The sequence below is a fragment of the Pseudomonas sp. M2 genome, assembly GCF_015751845.1.
Taxonomy (GTDB): domain Bacteria; phylum Pseudomonadota; class Gammaproteobacteria; order Pseudomonadales; family Pseudomonadaceae; genus Aquipseudomonas; species Aquipseudomonas putida_E.
Window position 1 is genome coordinate 4321058 of the sequence record NZ_JADOUD010000001.1, and the last position, 21991, is coordinate 4343048.

Below are 21991 nucleotides of genomic sequence, written 5' to 3' on the forward strand. Positions count from 1 at the left end.
GTGCGCTATTTCCTGAAATCGGATGGGCAGAGGGTCAGATGTCCAGTACTTCCATTTCCCGCAGCACGTCGGCCACGGCATTCACAGCGGCTTGCATGCCGTCCGGCCCGACCACGCCGATGCAGCCGACGCGGAAGGTCTCGACCTGGGTCAACTTGCCGGGGTAGAGGATGAAGCCCTTGGCCTTGACCCGTTCGTAGAAGTCCTTGAACTGGTAACGGGCGTTATTCGGGGCGTGGAAGGTGACGATGATCGGCGCCTGGATGTCGGCTGGCAGGAAGCTGCGCAGGCCGATGGCGGCCATGCCGTCGAGCAGGGTCTTGCAGTTGTCGGCGTAGCGCTGGTGGCGCGCCGGCAGGCCACCTTCTTCGGCGTACTGCTGCAGCGCCTCGTGCAGGGCAGCAACCACATGGGTGGGCGGGGTGAAGCGCCATTGGCCGGTTTTGGCCATGTAGGCGTGCTGGTCGTGCAGGTCCATGGCCAGCGAGTGGGCATTGCCCTCGGCGGCGGCCAGTGCGGTTTTCTCGGCGAAAACGAAGCCCATCCCGGGGACGCCTTCCAGGCATTTGCCGGACGCGGCGATCAGTGCCTCGAAGGGGATTTCGCGGGCGTCGATCGGCAGGGCGCCGAACGAGCTCATGGCATCGATGATCAGGCGCTTGCCGTGGCGCTTGATCACCTGAGCGATCTCGTGCAGCGGGTTGAGGATGCCGGTGCTGGTTTCGCAGTGGATCAGCGCCACGTGGGTCACGCTGGGGTCCGCCGCCAGCAGGCGGTCGACGTCGGCAGCGGTGGTCGGCTGGTCCTCGGCGGTTTCGAAGGTGCTGAAGTTGCGCCCCAGCACTTTGCAGATTTTCGCCAGGCGCTGGCCGTAAGCGCCGTTGATCAGCACCAGTACCTTGCCATCGCGCGGTACCAGGGTGCCGATGGCGGCCTCCACGGCGAAGGTGCCGCTGCCTTGCAGGGGAACGCAGTGGTGGCTGGCGCTGCCGTCGACGATCCCCAGCAGTTGCTCGCAGACGCTGGCGGTCAGTTGGTTGAAATCACGGTCCCAGGAGCCCCAGTCCATTAGCATGGCTTGTCGGGTGCGCAGGGAGGTGGTCAGTGGGCCGGGGGTCAGCAGGATCGGGGCGTTGCTCATTGCGTGGTTCCTCACAAGCTGCAGGTGGTCAGCCGAAAAAGCTGGCGCTGAAACTACGGGGGCTAGGTTGCAATTGACTAAGCTATCAATCAAATTGTTTGTTGTTATGCCAGCCATAAGTCAGGCCGATAAATATGAACCTGTTCCAGCTTCGCGCTTTCGACGCCGTCGCCCGTGAGGGCAGTTTCACCCGTGCCGCTGCGCGCCTGTTCATCAGCCAGCCGGCGGTGACCGGGCACGTCAAGGCGCTGGAAGAGCACTACCAGATCACCCTGTTACGGCGCACGGCGCGGCGGGTCGAGCTGACCGAGGAGGGTACCCGCCTGGCTGCCATCACCCGGGCGATGTTCGGCCTGGCCGAAGAGGCGCAGGCGATGCTCGAGGCCAATCGCCAACTGCTCACTGGCCGCCTGGAGGTGGCCGCAGATGGGCCGCACCGGGTCATGCCGATGCTGGCGCTATTGCGTGAACGCTACCCGGGCATCACCGTCAACCTGCGCCTGGGCAATGCTCAGGAGACCTTGGCCGCCTTGTTGTCAGAGCATGCCGACGTGGCCGTATTGACCGAAATCGAACCGCGCAAGGGCCTTTACTTGCAAAACCTCTGCGAGTCGCATTTATGCGCACTGCTGCCGGCAGGCCATGCCTGGGCCAGCGGGCAGGGTGACTTGCCACTGGCTGCTTTGCATGAGCAGATCATGGTGCTGCGCGAACCCAGTTCGACCACCCGGCGTACCTTCGACAAGGCGTGTGACCAGGCGTCGGTCAGGCCCAGGGTGTTGCTGGAGCTGGACAGCCGTGAGGCAGTCACCGAGGCAGTGGCGTCGGAGCTTGGGATTGGTGTCGTTTCCTCGACCGAGGTGGCCAATGACCCACGTGTGGTGGCGCGGCCGCTGGCCGGGCACGGTTTGCGCAACCAGCACCTGGTGGGGTGCCTGGAGCGGCGCCGCGAGCTGCGGCTGATCCAGGCGTTCCTGGCCCTGGCTGCCAGCCTGTAATCCAAGGCTGGTGTTTTTTCCATGCGGGCCTAACATGGGCGGCACGCAACAGCCAGGAGGGCCGATGAGCGAGAAAGACACCATCTCCATGCAACTGGTGCGCGAAGCCCTGTTGCAGACCTGCCCGGCGGGTGAGCCGGATGCCGGCCTGCTGGCGCAGGCCGGCATCGACATCGGTCAACTCGACCAGGCTGATGCGCGCGTCAGCGCCGAGGCCTACTCCCGGCTCTGGCGCTTGCTGGCGCAACGCTGCAACGATGAATTCTTCGCCATGGACCCGCGTGGGCTGCGTACCGGAAGCCTGGCATTCCTGTGCCGGGCGAGCATGGCCCAGCCCACCCTGCAGGCTGGCGTGGAAACGGCGTTGGTGTTTCTTTCGCTGATGCTGCAGGACCTGCAACCGGTACTGGTGCGCCAGAAAAGCCTGGCCGAAATCGTCATCGTTGAACCCAATGCTCAGCCTCGGCGTGCGTTCACCTATTTCACCTTCTGGATGATCGTCCACGGCGTCGCCTGCTGGTTGGCAGGGCGGCGTATTCCGATCCTTGCGATTGACTTGCGGTGCGCCGAGCCGCCTTTCTGTGATGACTACCGGGTGATGTTCTCGGAAAACCTGCAGTTCGAACGCCCCTTGACCCGCATGATCATTGCCGGGGACTGCCTTGACATGCCGATGCGCCGCAGCGAGGACGAGCTTCAGCGTTTTTTGGCAGAGGCACCTGGCAACATCCTGGTGAAGTATCGCGACCCTAACAGCCTGGCCCGCCGTATCCGCCAGACGCTGAGCCAGCAAACCCCCAGCCAGTGGCCTGCCGCCGAGCAACTGGCGGCAACGTTGTGCATGTCGGCGTCAACCTTGCGGCGCCGTTTGAGCGAGGAGGGCCAAAACTACCAGGCGCTCAAAGACAGCATTCGCCGCGAGTTGGCGATTGCCTGGCTGGCGCAGCCGCAGCTTGGGCTTGGCGAAATCGCCGAGAGGCTGGGCTTTGCCGACAGCAGTTCGTTCTACAAGGCGTTTCGCAAATGGTTCGGGTGCAATCCGGGGCATTACCGCAGTGTCTTCCTGCAGGTGTAAACCGGCCCTGCACCAGCAATGCTCCGGCGGGCGCTTGGCGCATCGCGAAGGCTGAGAAGCCACGCGGCCAAAACGCTCATTCAGATTGACAGCTTTGGCCATTGCCCAGGTAGGCAGGCGGCGCGAACATCGTCAGACCGATGGTGCACTCCAACAATAAGAACCCAGGAGTCTGACGATGCGCGAGTATGGCGACGCCGTCCTTTCATTCAATCATGCCGAGGCCGCAATGGGCCTGCACGGCAGTCTTGCAGCCCTCAATGCCTGCGTCGAATGCTGTGACCGCCATGTGGCCCAAGGTGGTATCGCCCTGGTCTACGAGGACCGCGAGGGCAATGGCAGGCTCTACACATTCGGGCAGATGCAAGCCATGGCGTCCCGCTTTGCCAATGTCCTGAGGGCCCAAGGCGTGCAGGCCGGTGACCGGGTAGCAGGGCTGATGCCACGCACCCCCGAGTTGCTGGTGACCATCCTCGCCACCTGGCGCCTGGGCGCTGTTTACCAGCCGTTGTTCACTGCCTTTGGCCCCAAAGCTATCGAGCACCGCCTGGAGCAGTCGCATGCCAAGGTGGTGGTCACCGACCGTGGCAACCGCGCCAAGCTGGACGATCTGGCCGTGTGCCCCGTGCCGATCATCGTCGGCGCTGAGGAGGGTGAACTGGACTTCCAGCGCCTGCTCGATGCCGCCCCTGCCGATTGCGAGCCAGTCATGCGCTCGGGCGACGATCCCTTCCTGCTGATGTTCACCTCGGGCACCACTGGCCCTGCCAAACCCCTGGAAGTGCCGCTACGCGCGATCGTCGCGTTCCAGGGCTACATGCGCGATGCCATTGGCCTGCAGCCACAAGACAACTTTTGGAACCTGGCCGACCCAGGGTGGGCCTATGGCCTTTACTACGCGGTCACCGGGCCGTTGTCGCTGGGCCACGCCACCACCTTCTACGATGGCCCGTTCAGTGTCGAAAGCTGCGCGCGGGTGATCGACAAGCTGGGCATCACCAACCTGGCAGGTTCGCCCACCGCATATCGCTTGCTGATCGCCGCTGGCAAGGCGTTCTCAACGCCGGTCCAGGGCCGCCTGCGGGTCGTCAGCAGTGCCGGTGAACCGCTCAACCCCGAGGTGATCCGCTGGTTCGCCGATGAGTTGGGCGTGACCATCCATGACCACTACGGGCAGACCGAGCTGGGCATGGTGCTGTGCAACCACCACGGCCTTGAGCATCCCGTGCGGGCAGGGTCTGCCGGCTTCGCCATCCCAGGTCACCGCATCGTGGTGCTGGACGAGCAGGGCGCCGAATTGCCCGCCGGGCAGCCTGGCATTCTGGCAGTGGATCGGGAGCAGTCGCCGCTTTGCTGGTTCGGTGGCTATCACGGCCTGCCCACCAAGGCCTTCGTCGGCAAGTATTACCTGAGCGGCGATACCGTCGAGTTGAACACCGACGGCAGCATCAGCTTCGTCGGCCGCAGCGACGACGTGATCACCACCTCTGGCTACCGCGTCGGGCCGTTCGATGTGGAGAGCGCACTGATCGAGCACCCGGCGGTGATCGAAGCCGCAGTGATCGGCAAACCGGACCCGGAGCGCACCGAACTGATCAAGGCCTTTGTGGTGCTGGCCAGCGGTGTGCACGGTAGTGTCGAGCTGGAAGAGACCCTGCGCCAGCACGTTCGCCAGCGGTTGTATGCCCACGCCTATCCCAGGGAAATCGAATTCGTCAGCGAGCTGCCCAAGACCCCGAGCGGCAAGCTGCAACGCTTCATCCTGCGCAATCAGGAAGTTGCCAAACAACAAGCGCAACAGGCCACCCCTGCCCGCGCCTGAAAGGAACCCGATCATGCACATCGCCAACAAACACTTTATCGTCAGCGGCGCAGCTTCCGGGCTGGGGGCTGCCACCGCGCAGATGCTGGTCGAGGCCGGCGCCAAGGTCATGCTGGTTGACCTCAATGCCCAGGCCGTCGAGGCCAAGGCCCGCGAGCTGGGTGACAACGCCCGCTTTGCGGTCGCCGACATCAGCGACGAGCAAGCGGCCCAGGCCGCCGTCGATGCCGCTGTAACGGCTTTTGGCAGCCTGCACGGGCTGGTCAATTGTGCGGGCATCGTCGGTGCCGAAAAAGTGCTGGGCAAACAAGGGCCACACGGCCTGGCCAGTTTCGCCAAGGTCATCAACGTCAATCTGGTCGGTAGCTTCAACCTGCTGCGCCTGGCCGCTGCTGCGATGGCCGAAGGCGTTGCCGACGAAAGCGGCGAGCGCGGGGTGATCATCAATACCGCCTCGATCGCCGCCTATGACGGTCAGATAGGCCAGGCTGCCTACGCCGCCTCCAAGGGCGCCATCGCCAGCCTGACATTGCCGGTTGCCCGCGAGCTGGCGCGTTACGGCATTCGTGTGATGACCATCGCCCCGGGTATTTTCGAAACCCCGATGATGGCCGGCATGACCCAGGAAGTGCGCGACTCCCTGGCCGCCGGGGTGCCGTTCCCGCCGCGCCTGGGGCGGCCAGGCGAATACGCGGCGCTGGCCCGCCACATCATCGAGAACAGCATGCTCAACGGCGAGGTGATCCGCCTCGACGGTGCGCTGCGCATGGCTGCCAAGTAAGGAGAGACCCTAATGACCCTCGCCAATGATCCGATTGTCATCGTCAGCGCCGTGCGCACGCCCATGGGCGGCCTGCAAGGCGAGCTGAAAAGCCTTACCGCGCCGCAATTGGGCGCTGCAGCGATTCGCGCTGCGGTCGAGCGTGCCGGGCTGGATGCCGCCAGTGTCGAGCAGGTGCTGTTCGGCTGTGTGTTGCCGGCAGGCCTGGGCCAGGCCCCCGCGCGCCAGGCTGCGCTGGGCGCCGGCCTGGGCAAGCACACCACGTGCACGACCCTCAACAAGATGTGCGGCTCTGGCATGCAGGCCGCGATCATGGCGCATGACCTGCTACTGGCCGGCACTGCCGATGTAGTCGTGGCGGGCGGAATGGAGAGCATGTCCAACGCGCCCTACCTGCTGGACAAAGCCCGTGGCGGCTACCGCATGGGCCACGGCAGGATCATCGACCACATGTTCATGGACGGCTTGGAAGATGCCTACGACAAGGGCCGCCTGATGGGCACCTTTGCCGAGGACTGCGCCCAGGCCGGCGGGTTCAGCCGCCAAGCCCAGGACCAGTTCGCCATCGCCTCGTTGACCCGCGCCCAAGAGGCGATCAGCAAAGGCCGCTTCAGCGCCGAGATCGTTCCGGTACAGGTCAGCGAAGGCAAGGAACAGCGCCTGGTCAAGGACGACGAGCAGCCTCCCAAGGCGCGCCTGGACAAGATCCCTCAACTCAAGCCGGCGTTCCGTGAGGGCGGCACCGTAACTGCCGCCAACGCCAGTTCAATCTCCGACGGCGCTGCGGCACTGGTGCTCATGCGCCGCTCCCAGGCGCAGCAGCGCGGCTTGACGCCCTTGGCTGTGATCCATGGGCACGCTGCCTTCGCCGACGCGCCGGCACTGTTCCCCACGGCGCCTATCGGCGCTATCGACAAACTGATGAAGCGCACTGGCTGGAATCTGGCCGAGGTCGACCTGTTCGAGATCAACGAAGCCTTTGCCGTGGTCACCTTGGCCGCCATGAAGCAACTCGACCTGCCTCACGAGAAGGTCAACATTCATGGCGGTGCCTGCGCCCTGGGGCACCCGATCGGCGCGTCGGGCGCGCGGATCCTGGTAACCCTGCTGTCGGCCCTTCGCCAGAACAACCTACGCCGCGGCGTTGCGGCCATCTGCATCGGCGGTGGCGAGGCCACGGCCATGGCTGTCGAATGTCTGTATTGAGGTGAACCATGCTGGTAACTGACGAGCAACAACAGATCGTCGATGCGGTCCGGGCTTTTGCCCAGGAACGCCTCAAGCCTTTTGCCGAACAATGGGACAAGGAACACCGCTTCCCCTGGGAAGCGATCCAGGAGATGGCCGAACTCGGCCTGTTCGGCATGCTGGTACCCGAGCAGTATGGTGGCAGTGACACCGGCTACGTGGCCTATGCCATGGCCCTGGAAGAAATCGCTGCTGGCGATGGCGCCTGCTCGACCATCATGAGTGTGCACAATTCGGTAGGGTGCGTGCCCATCCTCAAGTTCGGCAGCGAGCTGCAAAAGCAGCAGTACCTTGCACCGCTGGCCAGCGGGTCGATGATCGGTGCCTTCGCCCTCACCGAGCCCCAGGCCGGTTCCGATGCCTGCAGCCTGAAAACCCGTGCGCGGCTGGATGGCGACCACTATGTGCTCAACGGCAGCAAACAGTTCATTACCTCCGGGCAGAACGCCGGTGTGGTGATCGTTTTCGCTGTCACCGACCCAGAGGCAGGCAAGCGTGGTATCAGCGCCTTCATCGTGCCTACCGACTTACCGGGTTACCAGGTGGCGCGGGTCGAAGACAAGCTCGGCCAGCACGCATCCGACACCTGCCAGATCGTTTTCGACAATGTGCGCGTTCCAGTTGCCAATCGTCTGGGCGAGGAGGGGCAGGGTTACAAGATCGCCCTGGCCAACCTTGAGGGCGGGCGTATCGGCATTGCCTCGCAGTCGGTGGGCATGGCCCGTGCTGCGTTCGAAGTGGCCCGTGATTACGCCAAGGAACGTTGCAGTTTCGGTAAACCCTTGATCGAGCACCAGGCGGTAGCCTTCCGCTTGGCGGACATGGCCACCAGAATCGCCGTGGCACGGCAGATGGTGCTGCACGCCGCAGCACTGCGCGATGCCGGGCGCCCTGCGCTGGTGGAAGCGTCGATGGCCAAGCTGTTCGCCTCGGAAATGGCCGAAAAGGTCTGTTCGGATGCCTTGCAGACATTAGGCGGTTATGGCTATCTGAGTGACTTCCCGCTGGAGCGGATCTACCGCGACGTGCGGGTTTGCCAGATCTACGAAGGCACCAGCGACATTCAGCGCATGGTCATTGCGCGCAATCTTTGAAGGAGCAGTCTGCATGGCATTCGAAACCATCCTGTTGGATATCCACGGCAAGGTCGGCCTGATTACCCTTAATCGGCCCCAGGCGCTCAATGCGCTCAACGCGCAGATCGTCAGTGAGATCAACCAGGCCCTGGACCAGCTCGAGCGTGACCCGAATATCGGCTGCGTGGTGCTGACCGGTTCTGCCAAAGCCTTTGCCGCCGGTGCCGATATCAAGGAAATGGCCGAGCTCAAATACCCGCAGATCTACGTCGATGACCTGTTCAGTGATGCCGATCGTATTGCCAATCGCCGCAAGCCGATCATCGCTGCGGTATCGGGTTTTGCGTTGGGCGGTGGTTGTGAGCTGGCGATGATGTGCGACTTCATTCTGGCGGCCGACAACGCAAAGTTCGGGCAGCCGGAAATCAATCTGGGCGTACTGCCGGGCATGGGTGGTACCCAGCGCCTTACCCGGGCCGTAGGCAAGGCCAAGGCCATGGAGCTGTGCCTGACGGGGCGGCTGATGGGGGCTGAGGAGGCGGAGCGTGCAGGCTTGGTTGCGCGCGTGGTGCCACAGGCCGAACTGGTCGAGGAGGCATTGAAGGTGGCTGCCACCATTGCTGGCAAGTCGATCCCGGTGAGCATGATGGTCAAGGAAAGCGTCAACCGGGCCTTTGAAGTCACTCTCAGTGAAGGCGTGCGCTTCGAACGTCGGGTGTTTCATGCGGCGTTTGCAACTCAAGACCAGAAGGAAGGTATGTCTGCCTTCATTGCCAAGCGTGATGCGCAGTTTAAGGACTGCTGACCATGCCGGCAGGTGCAGCGAAACTGCCCCTGCCGGAGATCACGGCTAATGGTTGAAGAAGTACTGCTTGGCCGCAGCCAGGTCGATCGGGCTGCGGTACACCTCGACCGCAGGCCCGGACGCGTCCTTTATGAGGCGGCCCTGTGCATAGCGCTGTTCTGCCGCTTTCAGATGCCCGGCGGTGTAGGCGGTTCGCTCCGCATCAATGTCCGGATAATGGAAATGTGCGAACCAGAGGTCAGTGCCATCATGGCTGATGGCGTATTCTTGCAGGTAATCAGCAGGCCGCCCTGCAACCTTTGCCAGTTGCCGCCTAGGTCCAGTGCTACGGATTAGTACCTGATGATGTTCGAGCAAAAAGCTTAGCTCACCCATCCGTGGCTTTTGCAAAAGCGCTACACGTGTTCGCTGCTCGACCGCCTGCTTCGTCAGCGTAGCCGACACGTCTTCGATGTCTTTTATGATCAGTGCGGCATCTTCACCGTGAGTGCTTTCGTCAGTCTGGTTGTCGCGGGTCAAGCGCAGCTCGATCGCCGCGCGTTGACGGTCAAGTTCATCGCGATGCTGCAGTAGTATCTCCTCGATCTCCACTGGCAGGCAGGTGTCGGCCCTGATGCCTTGCATGACGGCCAGGCTCTTTCTGGCGCTGGCCAGGCGCTTGTTGCTTTCCTTGAACAGTGTTTTGAGCTTCCTGGGGGGCTGAGGCCCCGGCCTGTGCTGCTCTGCAGGAGTAGGCAGCCATTGCTCATTCTCTCGCTTGTAACTGCGTACAACCGCGCCGTCATCGCTGCCAGGAATATCGATGATGGTGTTGTCGTCGGTACGCGGTTGGCCCAGCAGCAACCCATCATCGCGGGTTTCGATAAGGCCGGGCAAATGCTGGCTGAGCTGCCTTACGGAGCTACTTTGGGGCAGCTCGGGGTATTCTGCGAGCTCGCTGACCGTGTTTGTGGTCAACTCCCTGATATCACTACGTAAAGTAATCAAGGCCGGGGGGATCGCAGGCTCGTCGAACTGACTTTGCAGGTTCAGCCCCTGGCGTTTGGCACTTTGCAGATGCTGTACGATATTTTCCAGCAAGCGACGCTTGGCTTCGTCACTGGCGTTGATCCGTTTGTTCAACTGCAACTGCTGGCCGATGGCCAACTCCAGGTTGCCCCATGTACGGTTGAGCCAGTATTGGCCCGCATCGTCCAGTGGCTCCAGCGCCAAGCGGTTGATACAGTTTTCGATGCGCATCAGGCGCCAGTGCAAGGGCGACGATCTGCCTTGCGGGGTTTGCTTCAACTGCTGCAGTTTTTCCACCATCTTCATTGCACTGGGTAGCGAAGGGCTGGCCAGCTGCCGTAGCTGTTCCAGGGTCAGATTGAACGCGGTGGCGTTGTCGAACAGGCTATCGATCAGTGGTGCCAAGTTACCCAGCCGCGTTGCAAGAATGGCCTGGTCCTGCGGTGTCTCCTTGCTTTTGTGCTCGATCATGTCCAACAGATGAGCTCGCTCGGGTTTGTATAGGCGCATTAGCACATCACTGACTTGCAGTTGGCAATTGAGGTGATGATAGAGCGTGCCGGCGCGCTTGGACTTGTAGTCGGCCACAGGCGCCAGTTCATTCAGTTGCTCAAAGCGCTGAATATGTTCATTTACCAACGTTTCAAAGGCCTGCAATTTGGCGAGGCAGTTTTGTAGCACCCTCCGTTCATCTGAACGCTTTGCCAGATCGCGCAATTTGTCCAGATAAGGCAATTGGTCTGCAATGCTCTTAGAGTCGTTCGCCACGCGTTCGATCATCTCCTGAGTCTTCTGTTTACGCGCTTCCCGAAGCTGGGCGATCCGCTTGGAAGGCGGCATGCCGCCACGCAGACGCAGGCGCAGGTCCAGTTGCCAGCGCCCCGCCTCGTCGCGTCTTAGCAATGGTCCTGGTTTCTCATCCTTCTCGCCGCCAACAATACGCAACTGGTCAAGCGTCGTGTCCAACTGAACCTTGAACACCGCGGCCTCGATCTGCACCAGGAGGTGACCGCCATGCACGTACAAGCCACGCATCGGTCCACTCGGAGTCGGCGAGCCGAGCGCCGTTGGTGATACATCTGAACGCAGGGCGGCAAGCGCTCGGGCCTGGTTGTTGTCAAGCCTGAGCGTGGGCTGAGCCCAACTGAAGTCGAGTTGTGCCGGAGTCGGGCGGGTAAGCACCACAGGAGCCGATACTGATACATCAGGTTGGCCAGGCGCATGAAGTGCGTCCAGCGGGTGATCCAGTTCCTGCCGCTTCATGGTATGGGTGAAGATCAGAAAAGCAACATTGACCAACAGTTGGATCCAGTCGCCCGTGTGGTTATCTGCCCCGGCTTGATCACTGGCAACAAACAGGCGAGCGAATGCAGTTTCCATCTGAGCCAGCCAGGCTGCTTCGGCCAGCGGCCCTTCGACAAACGGTAATACGGTGTTGAGCAGCAACCAGCCCAGTTCCTCCCAGCGCTGCCAGCGGGATTGCGCGCTGCTTGCCGATTGCGCCTTGAAGTTGCTCAGGGTCTCCAGCACGCAGGCCTGGTAAATGACACGCGCAGGATTGGCTATGGCGGCTTCGCGCGACAAGGTAACGGGTGCTGGCTTGCCCCACGGTACCGCCCAGTCATCGTCCAGAGGGTGGAACAGGTGTGGTTCCCTGAAGCCACCGTGGGCATAGATGCGCTGGTCCAGCTCAGGCAGGCGATGAAGCACATCATCCTGCAGCTCGCCGGCCTCCCCGATAGCCACCAGTAATGCGGTGCGGTCGGCGTATTCCACTACTGGCTCGCTGTGCAGGGGGCGGTACAGCAGGCAACGTGTGCATTTCAGGGAGTCATCCTCGATGAGCCAGGTGTTGAGCGGATGATCGGCGGCCGCGTCCATCGTTCGCAGCAGACCCAAGGGCCGCAATACCCACGTGCTGTGCTCGTTGGGCAGGGGCGCGAAGACCTGCTCCGTTGCCAGCACTGCCGTCGGCGTGGGCCGACCATGCTCAAGGTAACTGCTCATGATCTTTGTTGGCAGTTGTGTGCTCAGCTGTTTTGCGAACAGTCTTTCGCGGCTGGCGCGCGTCTTCACGTCATCGAGCAGCAGCGCGCGTAACCGCGCAGGGTAGGTGGCACCAATGTCCGCCTCGGTTATCAGGGCGCGCAGTGCCAGCGTGTCGAGCCAGCCAGGTATGGCTTGACCGTCTGTGGTTTCCAATGTGACTTCGCCAGGTCGGAGCAGCCCTAGATTGGCGATGGCCAGCTGTGCCAGGGTAAAGCTGACAGGTTTGATGGCCCCACCGTTGGATATTTCGCCAGGAAGCGGGATCCCGGTCGAGGTAACCTGATGATTGATCACGCGCACAGCTGCTGGAACCAAGGTGGACTCCGGGTGATCACGGCGGATCAGTTCGGCCAGGCGCTCGCAGGCAAACGCCTGTGCGTTTGGCACGCCGCTCAACCAAGTCCTGCCCTCGGCCTGGAAGGTGTTACGAGCGACATCCCTAAGCATCGAGCTATAAACGATCAAGGCCAGGGGCGCTGCATTCTGTATCCAGCGTGGCAACTGGTTGGCTAGCGCTTCCTGGCGGGCCTGGTCTTTGATGCTGCATATATGCGCCATGGAGGTGAGGCGATCCAGGGCGTCGGCAAGCTGCTGCGCGCTGCTTTGGTCATTGAAGGCAGAGGCGGCCAGGTCCATGCCTTCCAGTTGTTGCTGCAGCAGGTTTGCGGCTTGGGCGTGGAACAACTGCCCCTCGGGAGTGCCCAGGTGCACGGTTGGCGGCGACTTGGCCAAGACTGTTGGCCAGTGCCGAGCGATGCCCTCCAGCAACTGTGCGCGCGAAGAAAACGACAGTAGCCGCCCCACTGGGGTAAACAACAGGGTAAAGGGCTGTTGGCCAGGTGCCTCGGCACGTTCGATCAGCAGAGCGCTGGCGAGGAAGGGGTCTTGCTGCCAGTCGGCGGAAAAGTTGCATGCCAGTGTCTTGATGGAAATGCCTTGGCTGCTGGAAAGGGTGAGCAGGTCGGCAGGCCCGGCCGCTCCTTTGGACAAGGACTTGAGTGCTGGTTCTGCAGCGACCAGCCGGTCCTCGGCGCTGGCTTGTTCGGCGGCACTGCGCAGCAGCCCCTGCAGGTGCCGGGCGAGCCACAACCAAGGGGTTTCCCCTTGGTTGTCTGCGTCGCACCAGTAGTCAATGATCGCGCTGCGGTAGGTATCCAGTAGGATGGGCCCGCAGTCGTTCAAGAGCTTTTCGAGCGCATGTAGGTCAACCGGAACGGGGTGAGACGGGTCGACCATATGGTTGCGACAGAGTACGTCCTGCTTTGCAGTCAGGTTGAGTGTTTCGCGCTGGCAATAGCGCTCTACCAGCACCTGGTACAAAGGGCGTATGTAGGCTGTATCCTCCACCTGCCCGAAACTGGCCAATTGCAGGGACAATGGGTCGAGGCGGGTATCCAGGCCATAGTCATGCCAGTGCTCGACCAACAGTCGTGCAGCCACTTCGAACAGAGTGGGGCGGCTTGCGAACCTGTCGGCAACGGCGCAAGGCAATGTGGGGCTGCGTGGGAGTCTGATAGAGGGCGTCATGGCTGGGATCTTTGTGTGAGAAGGGCGCCATGAAACCGTCTGAGGGATGGGTCGGGGCTATACAGATGTACTGCCAGCAGTACCGCGAATCGGCAAACCGCCCCCGTCAGGCGCAAACCACGTCATTTCGCTCAATTACCCCGTCATTGGTGTTGCCCCTTGCGACGAGGGGCCTTAGACTGCCGCCCCCTGCAAAAGAGTGCCGATTGGCGCTTGAAGAATTCTGGTGCCGATGCCCAGGTGTCGGCGACACACGAATCGCCCAAATGCACATTTTTTCATAGAGAAATCGATGACCAAGGAACAGTTGCTGGCCATGTCGGCCGATGACTACATGAACGCTGAACAACTGGCCTTCTTCACTGGCCTGTTGCAGGCGATGAAAGTAGAAACCCATGAACGCATCGAGCTGAGCCGTGCCACTATCGAAAGCCTGGATACCCCGTCGGATCCTGCCGACGTGGCCTCGGTCGAAGAAGAACGTCACTGGCTGGTAAATGCCATCGAGCGTGACCAGCGCCTGCTACCGCAGTTGGAAATGGCCTTGGGCCGTATCGCTGACGAAAGCTTCGGCTGGTGTGACGACAGTGGTGAGCCGATCGGCCTGCAGCGCCTGCTGATCAGCCCGACCACCAAGTACTGCATCGAAGCCCAGGAGCGCCACGAGCAGCTCGATCGCCACCAGCGCCAGATCTGACCGAGCGTTGTGTGCCAGGCCCCACGGAGCGATCCTTGGGGCTTTTTGCGCTTGCTACCTTGTACCGGCCACTTTGTTGCTGCTGGCGCAATACTGCTGTACCAATGTTGGCTTTCTCCGGCGTGTTGGCGGGCGTATCATGGCTCTATCGTTAGGTTGCTAAGTAAATTCCGGAGGGAATGATGAATAGCCGAGTCGATGTGGCCGTGATGATTGGCTCAGGTGTGCCCGCTACCCTGCAGGCGCTGGGCCGCCGAGTATGTTGGGTGGTGCTGGTGAATGGCGAGCGTCGCGGCACTGCGTATGCAACACGTGGTGAGGCGCTGGAGTGTCAGGCGGCCTGGCTTAAACAGCTGGAGAAAGGCCGCGCTGCCTGACTGTGGTTCAGTTTTCGAGGCTACGGGCCAGTTCGCAGGCTTCATGGTGACGACGTCGAAACCCCTTTACTCTGCCGGTAGCGCTTTCAGTGACGTGGAAGAACTCGATGCCGGCAGGTATGACGACGTAACGCGGTATGGAGCGAGAATAAATGCGCTTTGCCTCTCGACGTGTTTCTGTGTTTTCGTGCATATTTCTTTCCCAGTAATGCGCTGATGGATTGCAGAGCCCGTTCTGCCGAAGGGCCTGGCGTTATCTATCGCATCTTTTCTGACGGAATAGTTGTAGGGCATTACGCTTCCCGGTTGGGGAATGTGCCTAAACCCGCCATTTGGGCAAAGTCTGGCAAGCAGGAGTAAAGTTTCCTCCATGCTGTATAGCCAGAAGGCACAGACGTTATGCACATCGCTTCATTACTCTTTTCGCCTATCGAAATGAAAGGGCCGTGCCTCACCGGTGGTGAGTGGGGGCGGATGTTACCGGTTTGAGGATTACTTCATTGGCAGTCAGTACTCTGGATACCCACGCTTTGTTCGCCCTTGGCGATTTGCGCGGTAAGTTGGCCAAGCTGTTTCAGGGCCGCTTCGTTTATGTCACCGAGCAGAACCCTGAAGGCCTCTATATGGCCGAAATCGACACCGAGAGTGCGTTGGTGGTCGATGACAAGCAGCGTTTGGAATTGAAGGTGGGTGACCACTTTCGTGCTGCCGTATTGCCCAGTCGTGAAGGCGGCAAGTTGGAAATGCGCTTTCGTGAGATCAAACTGAACGTCTACGGCGTGGGGGACTATGCCTTTGTCTCGGTGCCGGAGGGTGAAGGTATCGTGTTCCGTGAAGGCCAAGGCGTAATGCTGGTGTTCGCGGCTCAACAGCAAGTCCAAGAGGGCCTTGGCAAGCTGCTCAAGGCCGTGACCGGTAAGGTCGCAAAATGGCGCAAGGGCGAGTTGACCACGTTCAAGGCGAGTGAATGAACGAGGGGCAGGAGGCGGATGGCAGCCGTGCCGCGTTCCATCGACAACATAAGGCCATGGCCGTGGCTCAGGCAGAACGTTTGCTGGCGCGGCGCGATGAGATGCAGGCCGCCTGGTTGACTTGGGTGGCGGCCCAGCTCTATCAATCAGGCCCGCCTCCCTACGTCGCCATGGTGCGCCGGGAGTTGCAGCGGATCACCCAGGAATGAGCGTGCCGCACATCAATTGCCCCCCGCTTGGCCGCTACTGACTTCTTCGGGTACTGCTTCCCCGGACATGCGTTTGCGAAACAGTGCCGCCCTGGCCAATAGTAGCGTAGTGACCGGTAATGTGATCGACAGTAGAACTGGGATCAACCAAGCGTGCAGTACAGGGCCTTGCTTGAGCCATGAGAAGTAGATGATCGAAGCCAAGGCAACGCACCAGGCCCCGATGGTCGAGGCCAGTGCTGGTGGGTGCATGCGCTGGAAATAATCCTTGAGGCGCAGCAGGCCAATGGCCCCGATCAACGCGAACAGGCTGCCGAGCAGCAGCAGGGCAGCGGTAACTAGCTCGAGCCAGAGCGGTAGTTCAAGAACTTCGGTCATTCTATTACCTCACCACGCAGCAAGAACTTGGCCAGGGCAAACGAGCCGACAAAGCCGAAAAGCGCAATCAGCAGAGCACCTTCAAAGTAGGTATCGCTGGCATAGCGGATTCCCAATACCAGCATCATGAGCATGGCCAGGATGTACAGGTAGTCCAGTGCCAGTACCCGGTCCTGGGCGGAGGGGCCGCGAAACAACCGGATCAGCGTCAGGCCCATGGCCAAGGCGAAGATGAACAAGCTGGCGAGCACTGCATAGGCTAGCAGGCCTGTCATTGGAAAATCTCCATCAGCGGTCGTTCATAGGTGTGTTTGAAGTGCTCGATAAAAGCGTTCTCATCCTTGAGGTCGAACACGTGCAGCAACAGGACGCTGCGGTCCAGGGCCAGTTCTGACCAGACGGTACCGGGCACTACGGTAGTGATCATCGATAGTGCCGCCAGGCCGTGGGCGTCGCGCAGGTCCAGCGGGATATGGACAAAGGCAGAGCGAGGCGGATGTTGCCCGGCGCGCAGCACGCGCAGGGCTACTTGCAGGTTGGACTGGATGACATCGATACCCACCCGGCCAATCAGGCTCGCTATCACCAGCGGCCTGCGCACATGGGCGTGCTGGGGGCGCAACGGTGCCATCAGCAGTGGCGCCAGAAAGCCAAGCGCGGCTGCGAGCAGCAGATTACCCGGGCTGACCGAGAGGTTCAGCAGCAACCACAGTATGAACAGTGCTACAGACAACAGCGGTGCGGGGAAAAGTCGGCTCATGGCTGCACCTGTGCGTCGAGCGTGGTCGGGCCAGGGATAGGCTGTACAGCCATTACGGCCCTGATGTAGGTGTCAGGGGTCTGCAGGCTGGCTGCAGTGTCCTGGGTGTAACGTAGCAGCGGCTCGGCTCTGAAGCTGAGCATGATGCACAGGCCCAGCAAAATGACGATCGGCAGGCATTCGTAGTGTCGCAGCGCGGGGGAGGGCCGCTCTTCAGGCTTCCAGAAGCGCTGGATGCCCACGCGGCCGAAAGCGATCAACGAGGCCATGCCGGACAGGATGAGCAGGGCTACCAGCGCCCAGCCGGCTGCTGACAGTGGTTGCTCGGCCGGCACGCCCAACCCCAGTGGGTTGAACAGCGCGCTGATCAAGCTGAGTTTGCCGACGAAGCCGGAGAGCGGTGGCATGCCGATGATCAGCAACGCACAGGCAATGAAACTCAGGCCCAGGAACGCCATGGTCCAGGGAATGATCTGGCCTATGACTGCCTTCTGCTCATCGTCGAGGTTGATGCCTTTGGGTGGGTGCAACGACTCGAGTGGCGAGGGCATGCTGCCTTCTTCGTCCTCCAGTGGTGGCTCATTGGCCGAGCGAGAGCGCTCCACCAGCTCGGCGAGCAGGAACAGTGCACACAGTGCCAGGGTTGAATTGACCAGATAGAACAACGCTGCACCGGTCAGGGCTGGCTGAGCAAAGCCGATCGCGCCAAGCAGGGTGCCTGCCGAAACCAGTATGCTCAGTGCTGCCATGCGCTCCAGGCGTTGTGCGGCAAGTATCGACACGGCTGCGATGGCAAGCGTGACCAAGCCCCCATAGATCAGCCATTGCCCGCCGAAATGCGCCGATGCACCGGCTTGACCCGAGAACAACAGGGACCAGAGCCGTAACACAGCGTACAGGCCAACCTTGGTCATGATGGCGAACAATGCGGCTACGGGTGCGCTGGCCGAGGCATAGGCCGGAACCAGCCAGAAATTCAGCGGCCAGATGCCGGCCTTTGCCAGGAAGGCTATGGCCAGGATTGCCGCGCCCGCGTGCAGCAAACCACGGTCGGCTTCGGGCACCAACGGTACTTTCAGCGCGAGGTCGGCCATGTTGAGGGTGCCGGTTACGCCGTAAAGCATCGCGGCGCCAATCAGAAACAGCGAAGAAGCGAACAGGTTGATGGCAATGTAGTGCAGGCCGGCCCGCACCCGCGCTCGCCCCGATCCGTGCAGCAGCAGGCCATAAGAGGCCGCTAGCAGCACTTCGAAAAAGACGAACAGGTTGAACAGATCGGCTGTCAGGAAGGCACCATACAGGCCCATCAGCTGGATCTGGAACAGTGCGTGGAAGCTGGCGCCGGCGCTGTCCCAGCGGGCGCGAGCGAACAGCAGGGCGCTGATGCCGATGACCCCGGTCAAAGTCAGCAGCAGCGCCGACAGGTGATCAACCACCAGCACGATGCCGAAAGGCGCGGGCCAGTTGCCCGGCAGGTACACACCGATCGATTCCGCCTGGCCCTGGACGCGCACCCACAGCAGCAGGCTGACGGCGATGACCAGGCCGCTGAAGGTGGACAGCAGGTTGAGGCGCGCCTTGAGCAGGCGGTGCTTCTCGCCCAGTATCAGCATCACTGCTGCGGTCAGCAACGGCAGCAGGATGGGGGCGATGATCAGTCGGCTCATCTCACTCATTCATCACGCTCCCGGCCATCCACGTGGTCGGTGCCGGTCAGGCCGCGAGATGCCAGCAGCACCACCAGAAACAGGGCGGTCATGGCAAAGCTGATGACGATGGCCGTCAGAACCAGCGCCTGGGGCAGTGGGTCGGTGTAGTGCAGCAGGTCCTGTGTCACGCCTTCCTTGATGATCGGCTCCTTGCCGATGAACAGGCTGCCCATACTGAAGATGAACAGGTTGACGCCATACGACAGCAGGCACAGGCCCATGATCACCTGATAGGTCCGTGGGCGCAGGATAAGCCACACGCCCGATGCTGCCAGTACGCCGATGGCGACTGCGATGACTTCTTCCATCAGGCGGCTCCTGCTTGGCTGGGTTTGGACGGATTACCCGGGCGGTAGGCTCGCACCGACTGGTGTGCCAGGGCTGTGAGGATCAGCAGGGTCGAGCCGACCACAACGGTGTACACGCCCACGTCGAAGAACAGCGCGCTGGCCACATGCACATCGCCCAGCACTGGCAGGTGCAGGTGGGCGGTATGCGTGGTCAGGAACGGGTAGCCCAGCAGCATGGCGCCGACCCCTGTCAGTGTTGCGCACAATAGCCCGGTGCCCATCCAGCGCAGTGGGCGCAGGCTCATCTGGGCTTCGACCCATTGGGTCCCTGCGACCATGTACTGGAGGATGAATGCCACCGACATCACCAGGCCAGCGACAAAGCCACCGCCAGGCTGGTTGTGGCCCCGCATGAACAGGTACATCGAGATCAGCAGGGCGATCGGCAGCAGCAGTCGTACCAGCACCGCAGGCACCATCATGAAGCCCAAAGCTGTGTCGGTGGCATGGCGCGGGTTGATCAGGTCGGTGACCACGTCGGGTGCAAGCTGGCGCTGCTGAGCTGGCAGTTGCATGCTCTCCTTGGGTGGGCGGAAGCGGCGCAGCAGGGCGAATACGGTCAGGGCGACGGCCACCAGCACGGTGATCTCGCCCAGGGTGTCGAAGCCGCGGAAGTCAACCAGCATCACGTTGACCACGTTGGTACCGCCACCTTGTGGCAAGGCTCGGCTCAGGTAGAACGAGGAAATGTCGTTCGGCGTTGGTCGTGTCAGCATGGCGTAGGACAGCAGCGCCATGCCGCCGCCGACCAGGATTGCCAGCAGCAGGTCGCGCACGCGCCGCATGCGGGCACGGTCGAGGCTGCCGGGCAGCGGTGAGACGCCCTCGATACGCCGCGGCAGCCAGCGCAGGCCGAGCAGGATCAGTACCGTCGTGACAACCTCGACGACCAGTTGGGTCAGCGCCAGGTCAGGTGCGGAGAACCATACGAAGGTGATGCAGGTCATGAGGCCGCAGACGCCAACCATGATCAAGGCGGCCAAACGGTGATACTTGGCTTGGTAGGCGGCGCCAATGGCGCAGGCGATAGCGATCAGCCAAAGGGCGACGAACACGCCTGAGCCCGGTATTTTAGGGCGGTCACCCCAGCTCAGGCCGCTGTACAGCATTGGTGTGAGCCCCGCGAGGAAGGCGGCAAGCACCAGCATGAACAGTTGTGCCTGCAGGCGGCGAGTGGTCAGCAGCCCCTCGATGCGCCGGGCCAGTAACATCAGGTGCACCTGGCCGTGCTCGAACAGGCGCTTGCCATTGAAACGCTCGATCAGGGGGGGATACGGGAACCGCCCTCGGCGCAACTGGTTGCGCAGCAGCAGGTAGAGCACGATGCCGCCGCTCATGGCCACCAGGCTCATGATCAGCGGGGCATTCCAGCCGTGCCAGATGGCCAGGCTGTACTCCGGCAGAGTACCACCCACCACTGGAAGGGCTGCAGCGGCCAGTAACGGGCCGACCGACTGGGCAGGGAAAATACCCACCACCAGGCAGGTAAGCACCAGCAGTTCGACTGGCGCGCGCATCCAGCGTGGTGGTTCGTGAGGTGTGTGAGGCAGGTCTTGGGCTGCAGGGCCAAAGAACACGTCAACGGTGAAGCGCAAAGCGTAGGCAACGCTGAAAGTGCCGGCCAAGGTGGCTATTACCGGCAGCGCGGCCTCGACCCAAGCGGTGGAGCTGATGAACACGGTTTCGGCGAAGAACATTTCCTTGGACAGGAAACCGTTCATCAATGGCACGCCGGCCATCGAGGCGCTCGCCACCATCGCCAGGGTCGCGGTGTAGGGCACCAGACGGATCAGCCCGCTGAGGCGGCGGATGTCACGGGTGCCGCTTTCGTGGTCAATGATGCCGGCGGCCATGAACAGCGAGGCCTTGAAAGTGGCATGGTTGAGTATGTGAAACACGGCGGCCACTGCGGCGAGTGGGCTATTCAAACCCAATAGAAGCGTGATCAGGCCCAGATGGCTGATGGTCGAGTAAGCCAGCAGGCCCTTGAGATCATTCTGGAACATCGCTGCGAAGGCGCCCAGCAGCAGGGTTATGGCTCCCGCACCACCGACGATCCAGAACCACTCCTCGCTGCCCGAAAGCACCGGCCACAACCGTGCGAGTAAAAACACCCCGGCCTTCACCATGGTTGCCGAGTGAAGATAAGCCGAAACCGGGGTTGGTGCTGCCATGGCATGAGGGAGCCAGAACTGGAAGGGGAACTGCGCGCTCTTGCTCAATGCTCCGACCAGGATCAGGGGCAGCAGCACTGGATACAGCGCGTGCTGGCGAATGGTCTCGCCGGCAGCCAGCACTTTGTCCAGGTCATAGCTGCCCACCACATGGCCGAGCAATAACGCGCCGACCAACAGGCACAGGCCGCCGGCGCCGGTAACCATCAACGCCATGTAGGCCCCGCGTCGGGCGTCGGCGCGGTGGTGCCAGTAGCCGATCAGCAGGAACGAGAACAGGCTGGTCAGCTCCCAGAAAAACACCAGCTGGATCAGGTTGCCCGAGATCACCAGGCCGAGCATGGCGCCCATGAACGCCAGAAAGAAGGCAAAGAAGCGTGGTACCGGGTCCTGTGGCGACATGTAGTAGCGCGCGTACAGCGACACCAGGGTGCCTATGCCCAGTACCAGCAGCGAGAATAGCCAGGCGAAGCCGTCCATGCGCAGTACCAGGTTCAGGCCCAGGCTGGGCAGCCAGAGGAACTCCTCGCGGATCACACCGCCGTGGGCAACCTGGGGGTACAGCAGTGCTACCTGGACGGTGCCGACCAGGGCCACGAGCCCAGCCAGGATCGACTCGGCATTACGTGCGTTGTGCGGCAGCACAGCTGCCAGGCAACTGCCCAAGAACGGCAGAAGCAGTAGCACTATCAAGGACATAGCATTCTATTCTGGAAAGGTTTGCCAAGGATCATACGTGCCGCGCAGGTGATCACCAACACGCAAGCTGTCGCAGAATCATACAAACAGGGTGTGACAAGCCGTTTTTTTATAACAGTTTTTTACGAGCATAGCTG

Annotated in this window: 19 protein-coding genes; 11 read left to right on the forward strand and 8 right to left on the reverse strand. The window is 61.7% G+C overall.

The genetic code is table 11. The features are described 5' to 3' along the window. Positions 1 to 34: 34 nt before the first annotated feature. Positions 35 to 1141: a 2-aminoethylphosphonate--pyruvate transaminase gene (locus tag IWW33_RS19965; RefSeq protein ID WP_119687467.1), complete on the reverse strand. Its 1107-nt coding sequence runs from the start codon at positions 1139 to 1141 to the stop codon at positions 35 to 37. Between the two features lie 134 nt (positions 1142 to 1275). On the opposite strand from IWW33_RS19965, the gene IWW33_RS19970 reads away from it, so the two are divergent. From IWW33_RS19970 to IWW33_RS20000, 7 genes are all read left to right on the forward strand, one after another. Continuing rightward, complete coding sequence (locus IWW33_RS19970; protein WP_115274309.1) at positions 1276 to 2139, forward strand: LysR substrate-binding domain-containing protein; 864 nt, start codon at positions 1276 to 1278, stop codon at positions 2137 to 2139. 64 nt (positions 2140 to 2203) lie between these two features. Continuing rightward, a complete protein-coding gene (locus IWW33_RS19975; protein WP_174142520.1) occupies positions 2204 to 3214 on the forward strand; it encodes an AraC family transcriptional regulator in 1011 nt (336 codons plus the stop codon). 178 nt (positions 3215 to 3392) lie between these two features. Continuing rightward, positions 3393 to 5036, forward strand: a complete 1644-nt coding sequence (locus tag IWW33_RS19980; protein ID WP_115274311.1) for an AMP-binding protein — start codon at positions 3393 to 3395, stop codon at positions 5034 to 5036. A 13-nt stretch (positions 5037 to 5049) separates the two neighbouring features. Continuing rightward, the gene (locus IWW33_RS19985) at positions 5050 to 5817 is read left to right on the forward strand and encodes an SDR family NAD(P)-dependent oxidoreductase (protein ID WP_115274312.1); all 768 of its coding nucleotides are present in this window, start codon (positions 5050 to 5052) and stop codon (positions 5815 to 5817) included. Positions 5818 to 5829: 12 nt separating this feature from the next. After that, positions 5830 to 7023 carry an acetyl-CoA C-acyltransferase gene (locus tag IWW33_RS19990; RefSeq protein ID WP_174142519.1) on the forward strand — a complete coding sequence of 398 codons (1194 nt, stop codon included), beginning with the start codon at positions 5830 to 5832 and terminating at the stop codon, positions 7021 to 7023. An 8-nt stretch (positions 7024 to 7031) separates the two neighbouring features. Next, positions 7032 to 8159 (forward strand): acyl-CoA dehydrogenase, encoded by a 1128-nt coding sequence (locus tag IWW33_RS19995; RefSeq protein WP_196914332.1) that lies wholly within the window; start codon positions 7032 to 7034, stop codon positions 8157 to 8159. Between the two features lie 13 nt (positions 8160 to 8172). After that, a complete protein-coding gene (locus IWW33_RS20000; RefSeq protein ID WP_115274315.1) occupies positions 8173 to 8946 on the forward strand; it encodes an enoyl-CoA hydratase in 774 nt (257 codons plus the stop codon). A 45-nt stretch (positions 8947 to 8991) separates the two neighbouring features. Here IWW33_RS20000 and IWW33_RS20005 read toward each other — a convergent pair whose 3' ends face one another. Further along, a complete protein-coding gene (locus IWW33_RS20005) occupies positions 8992 to 12735 on the reverse strand; it encodes a DUF6543 domain-containing protein (protein WP_147405219.1) in 3744 nt (1247 codons plus the stop codon). Between the two features lie 1087 nt (positions 12736 to 13822). Here IWW33_RS20005 and IWW33_RS20010 point away from each other — a divergent pair. The 4 genes from IWW33_RS20010 to IWW33_RS20025 all read left to right on the forward strand — a co-directional run bounded on the left by IWW33_RS20010 (position 13823) and on the right by IWW33_RS20025 (position 15784). Beyond that, complete coding sequence (locus tag IWW33_RS20010) at positions 13823 to 14227, forward strand: TraR/DksA C4-type zinc finger protein (RefSeq protein ID WP_043213866.1); 405 nt, start codon at positions 13823 to 13825, stop codon at positions 14225 to 14227. Between the two features lie 182 nt (positions 14228 to 14409). Further along, positions 14410 to 14604, forward strand: coding sequence for a hypothetical protein (locus tag IWW33_RS20015; protein ID WP_046785199.1), 195 nt, complete (start codon positions 14410 to 14412; stop codon positions 14602 to 14604). Positions 14605 to 15104: 500 nt separating this feature from the next. Continuing rightward, on the forward strand, positions 15105 to 15575 hold the full coding sequence (locus tag IWW33_RS20020) for a hypothetical protein (protein WP_039602828.1): 471 nt from the start codon (positions 15105 to 15107) through the stop codon (positions 15573 to 15575). Continuing rightward, positions 15572 to 15784, forward strand: a complete 213-nt coding sequence (locus IWW33_RS20025) for a hypothetical protein (RefSeq protein WP_115274318.1) — start codon at positions 15572 to 15574, stop codon at positions 15782 to 15784. The genes IWW33_RS20020 and IWW33_RS20025 overlap by 4 nt, the downstream gene beginning before the upstream one ends. A 12-nt stretch (positions 15785 to 15796) precedes the next feature. On the opposite strand, the gene IWW33_RS20030 is transcribed toward IWW33_RS20025, so the two are convergent. From IWW33_RS20030 to IWW33_RS20055, 6 genes are read right to left on the reverse strand one after another with little or no spacing between them, the layout of a single operon-like run. Continuing rightward, the gene (locus tag IWW33_RS20030; protein WP_046785197.1) at positions 15797 to 16162 is read right to left on the reverse strand and encodes a Na+/H+ antiporter subunit G; all 366 of its coding nucleotides are present in this window, start codon (positions 16160 to 16162) and stop codon (positions 15797 to 15799) included. Further along, positions 16159 to 16437: a K+/H+ antiporter subunit F gene (locus IWW33_RS20035; protein WP_012315284.1), complete on the reverse strand. Its 279-nt coding sequence runs from the start codon at positions 16435 to 16437 to the stop codon at positions 16159 to 16161. Before IWW33_RS20035 ends, IWW33_RS20030 begins: the two co-directional genes overlap by 4 nt. Continuing rightward, positions 16434 to 16922, reverse strand: coding sequence for a Na+/H+ antiporter subunit E (locus IWW33_RS20040; protein WP_046785196.1), 489 nt, complete (start codon positions 16920 to 16922; stop codon positions 16434 to 16436). Before IWW33_RS20040 ends, IWW33_RS20035 begins: the two co-directional genes overlap by 4 nt. After that, positions 16919 to 18598, reverse strand: a complete 1680-nt coding sequence (locus IWW33_RS20045; RefSeq protein ID WP_115274319.1) for a monovalent cation/H+ antiporter subunit D — start codon at positions 18596 to 18598, stop codon at positions 16919 to 16921. The genes IWW33_RS20040 and IWW33_RS20045 overlap by 4 nt, the downstream gene beginning before the upstream one ends. Further along, positions 18595 to 18939, reverse strand: coding sequence for a Na+/H+ antiporter subunit C (locus tag IWW33_RS20050; protein WP_012315281.1), 345 nt, complete (start codon positions 18937 to 18939; stop codon positions 18595 to 18597). Before IWW33_RS20050 ends, IWW33_RS20045 begins: the two co-directional genes overlap by 4 nt. Then, the gene (locus IWW33_RS20055) at positions 18939 to 21854 is read right to left on the reverse strand and encodes a monovalent cation/H+ antiporter subunit A (RefSeq protein ID WP_174142517.1); all 2916 of its coding nucleotides are present in this window, start codon (positions 21852 to 21854) and stop codon (positions 18939 to 18941) included. Before IWW33_RS20055 ends, IWW33_RS20050 begins: the two co-directional genes overlap by 1 nt. Positions 21855 to 21991 lie beyond the last annotated feature (137 nt).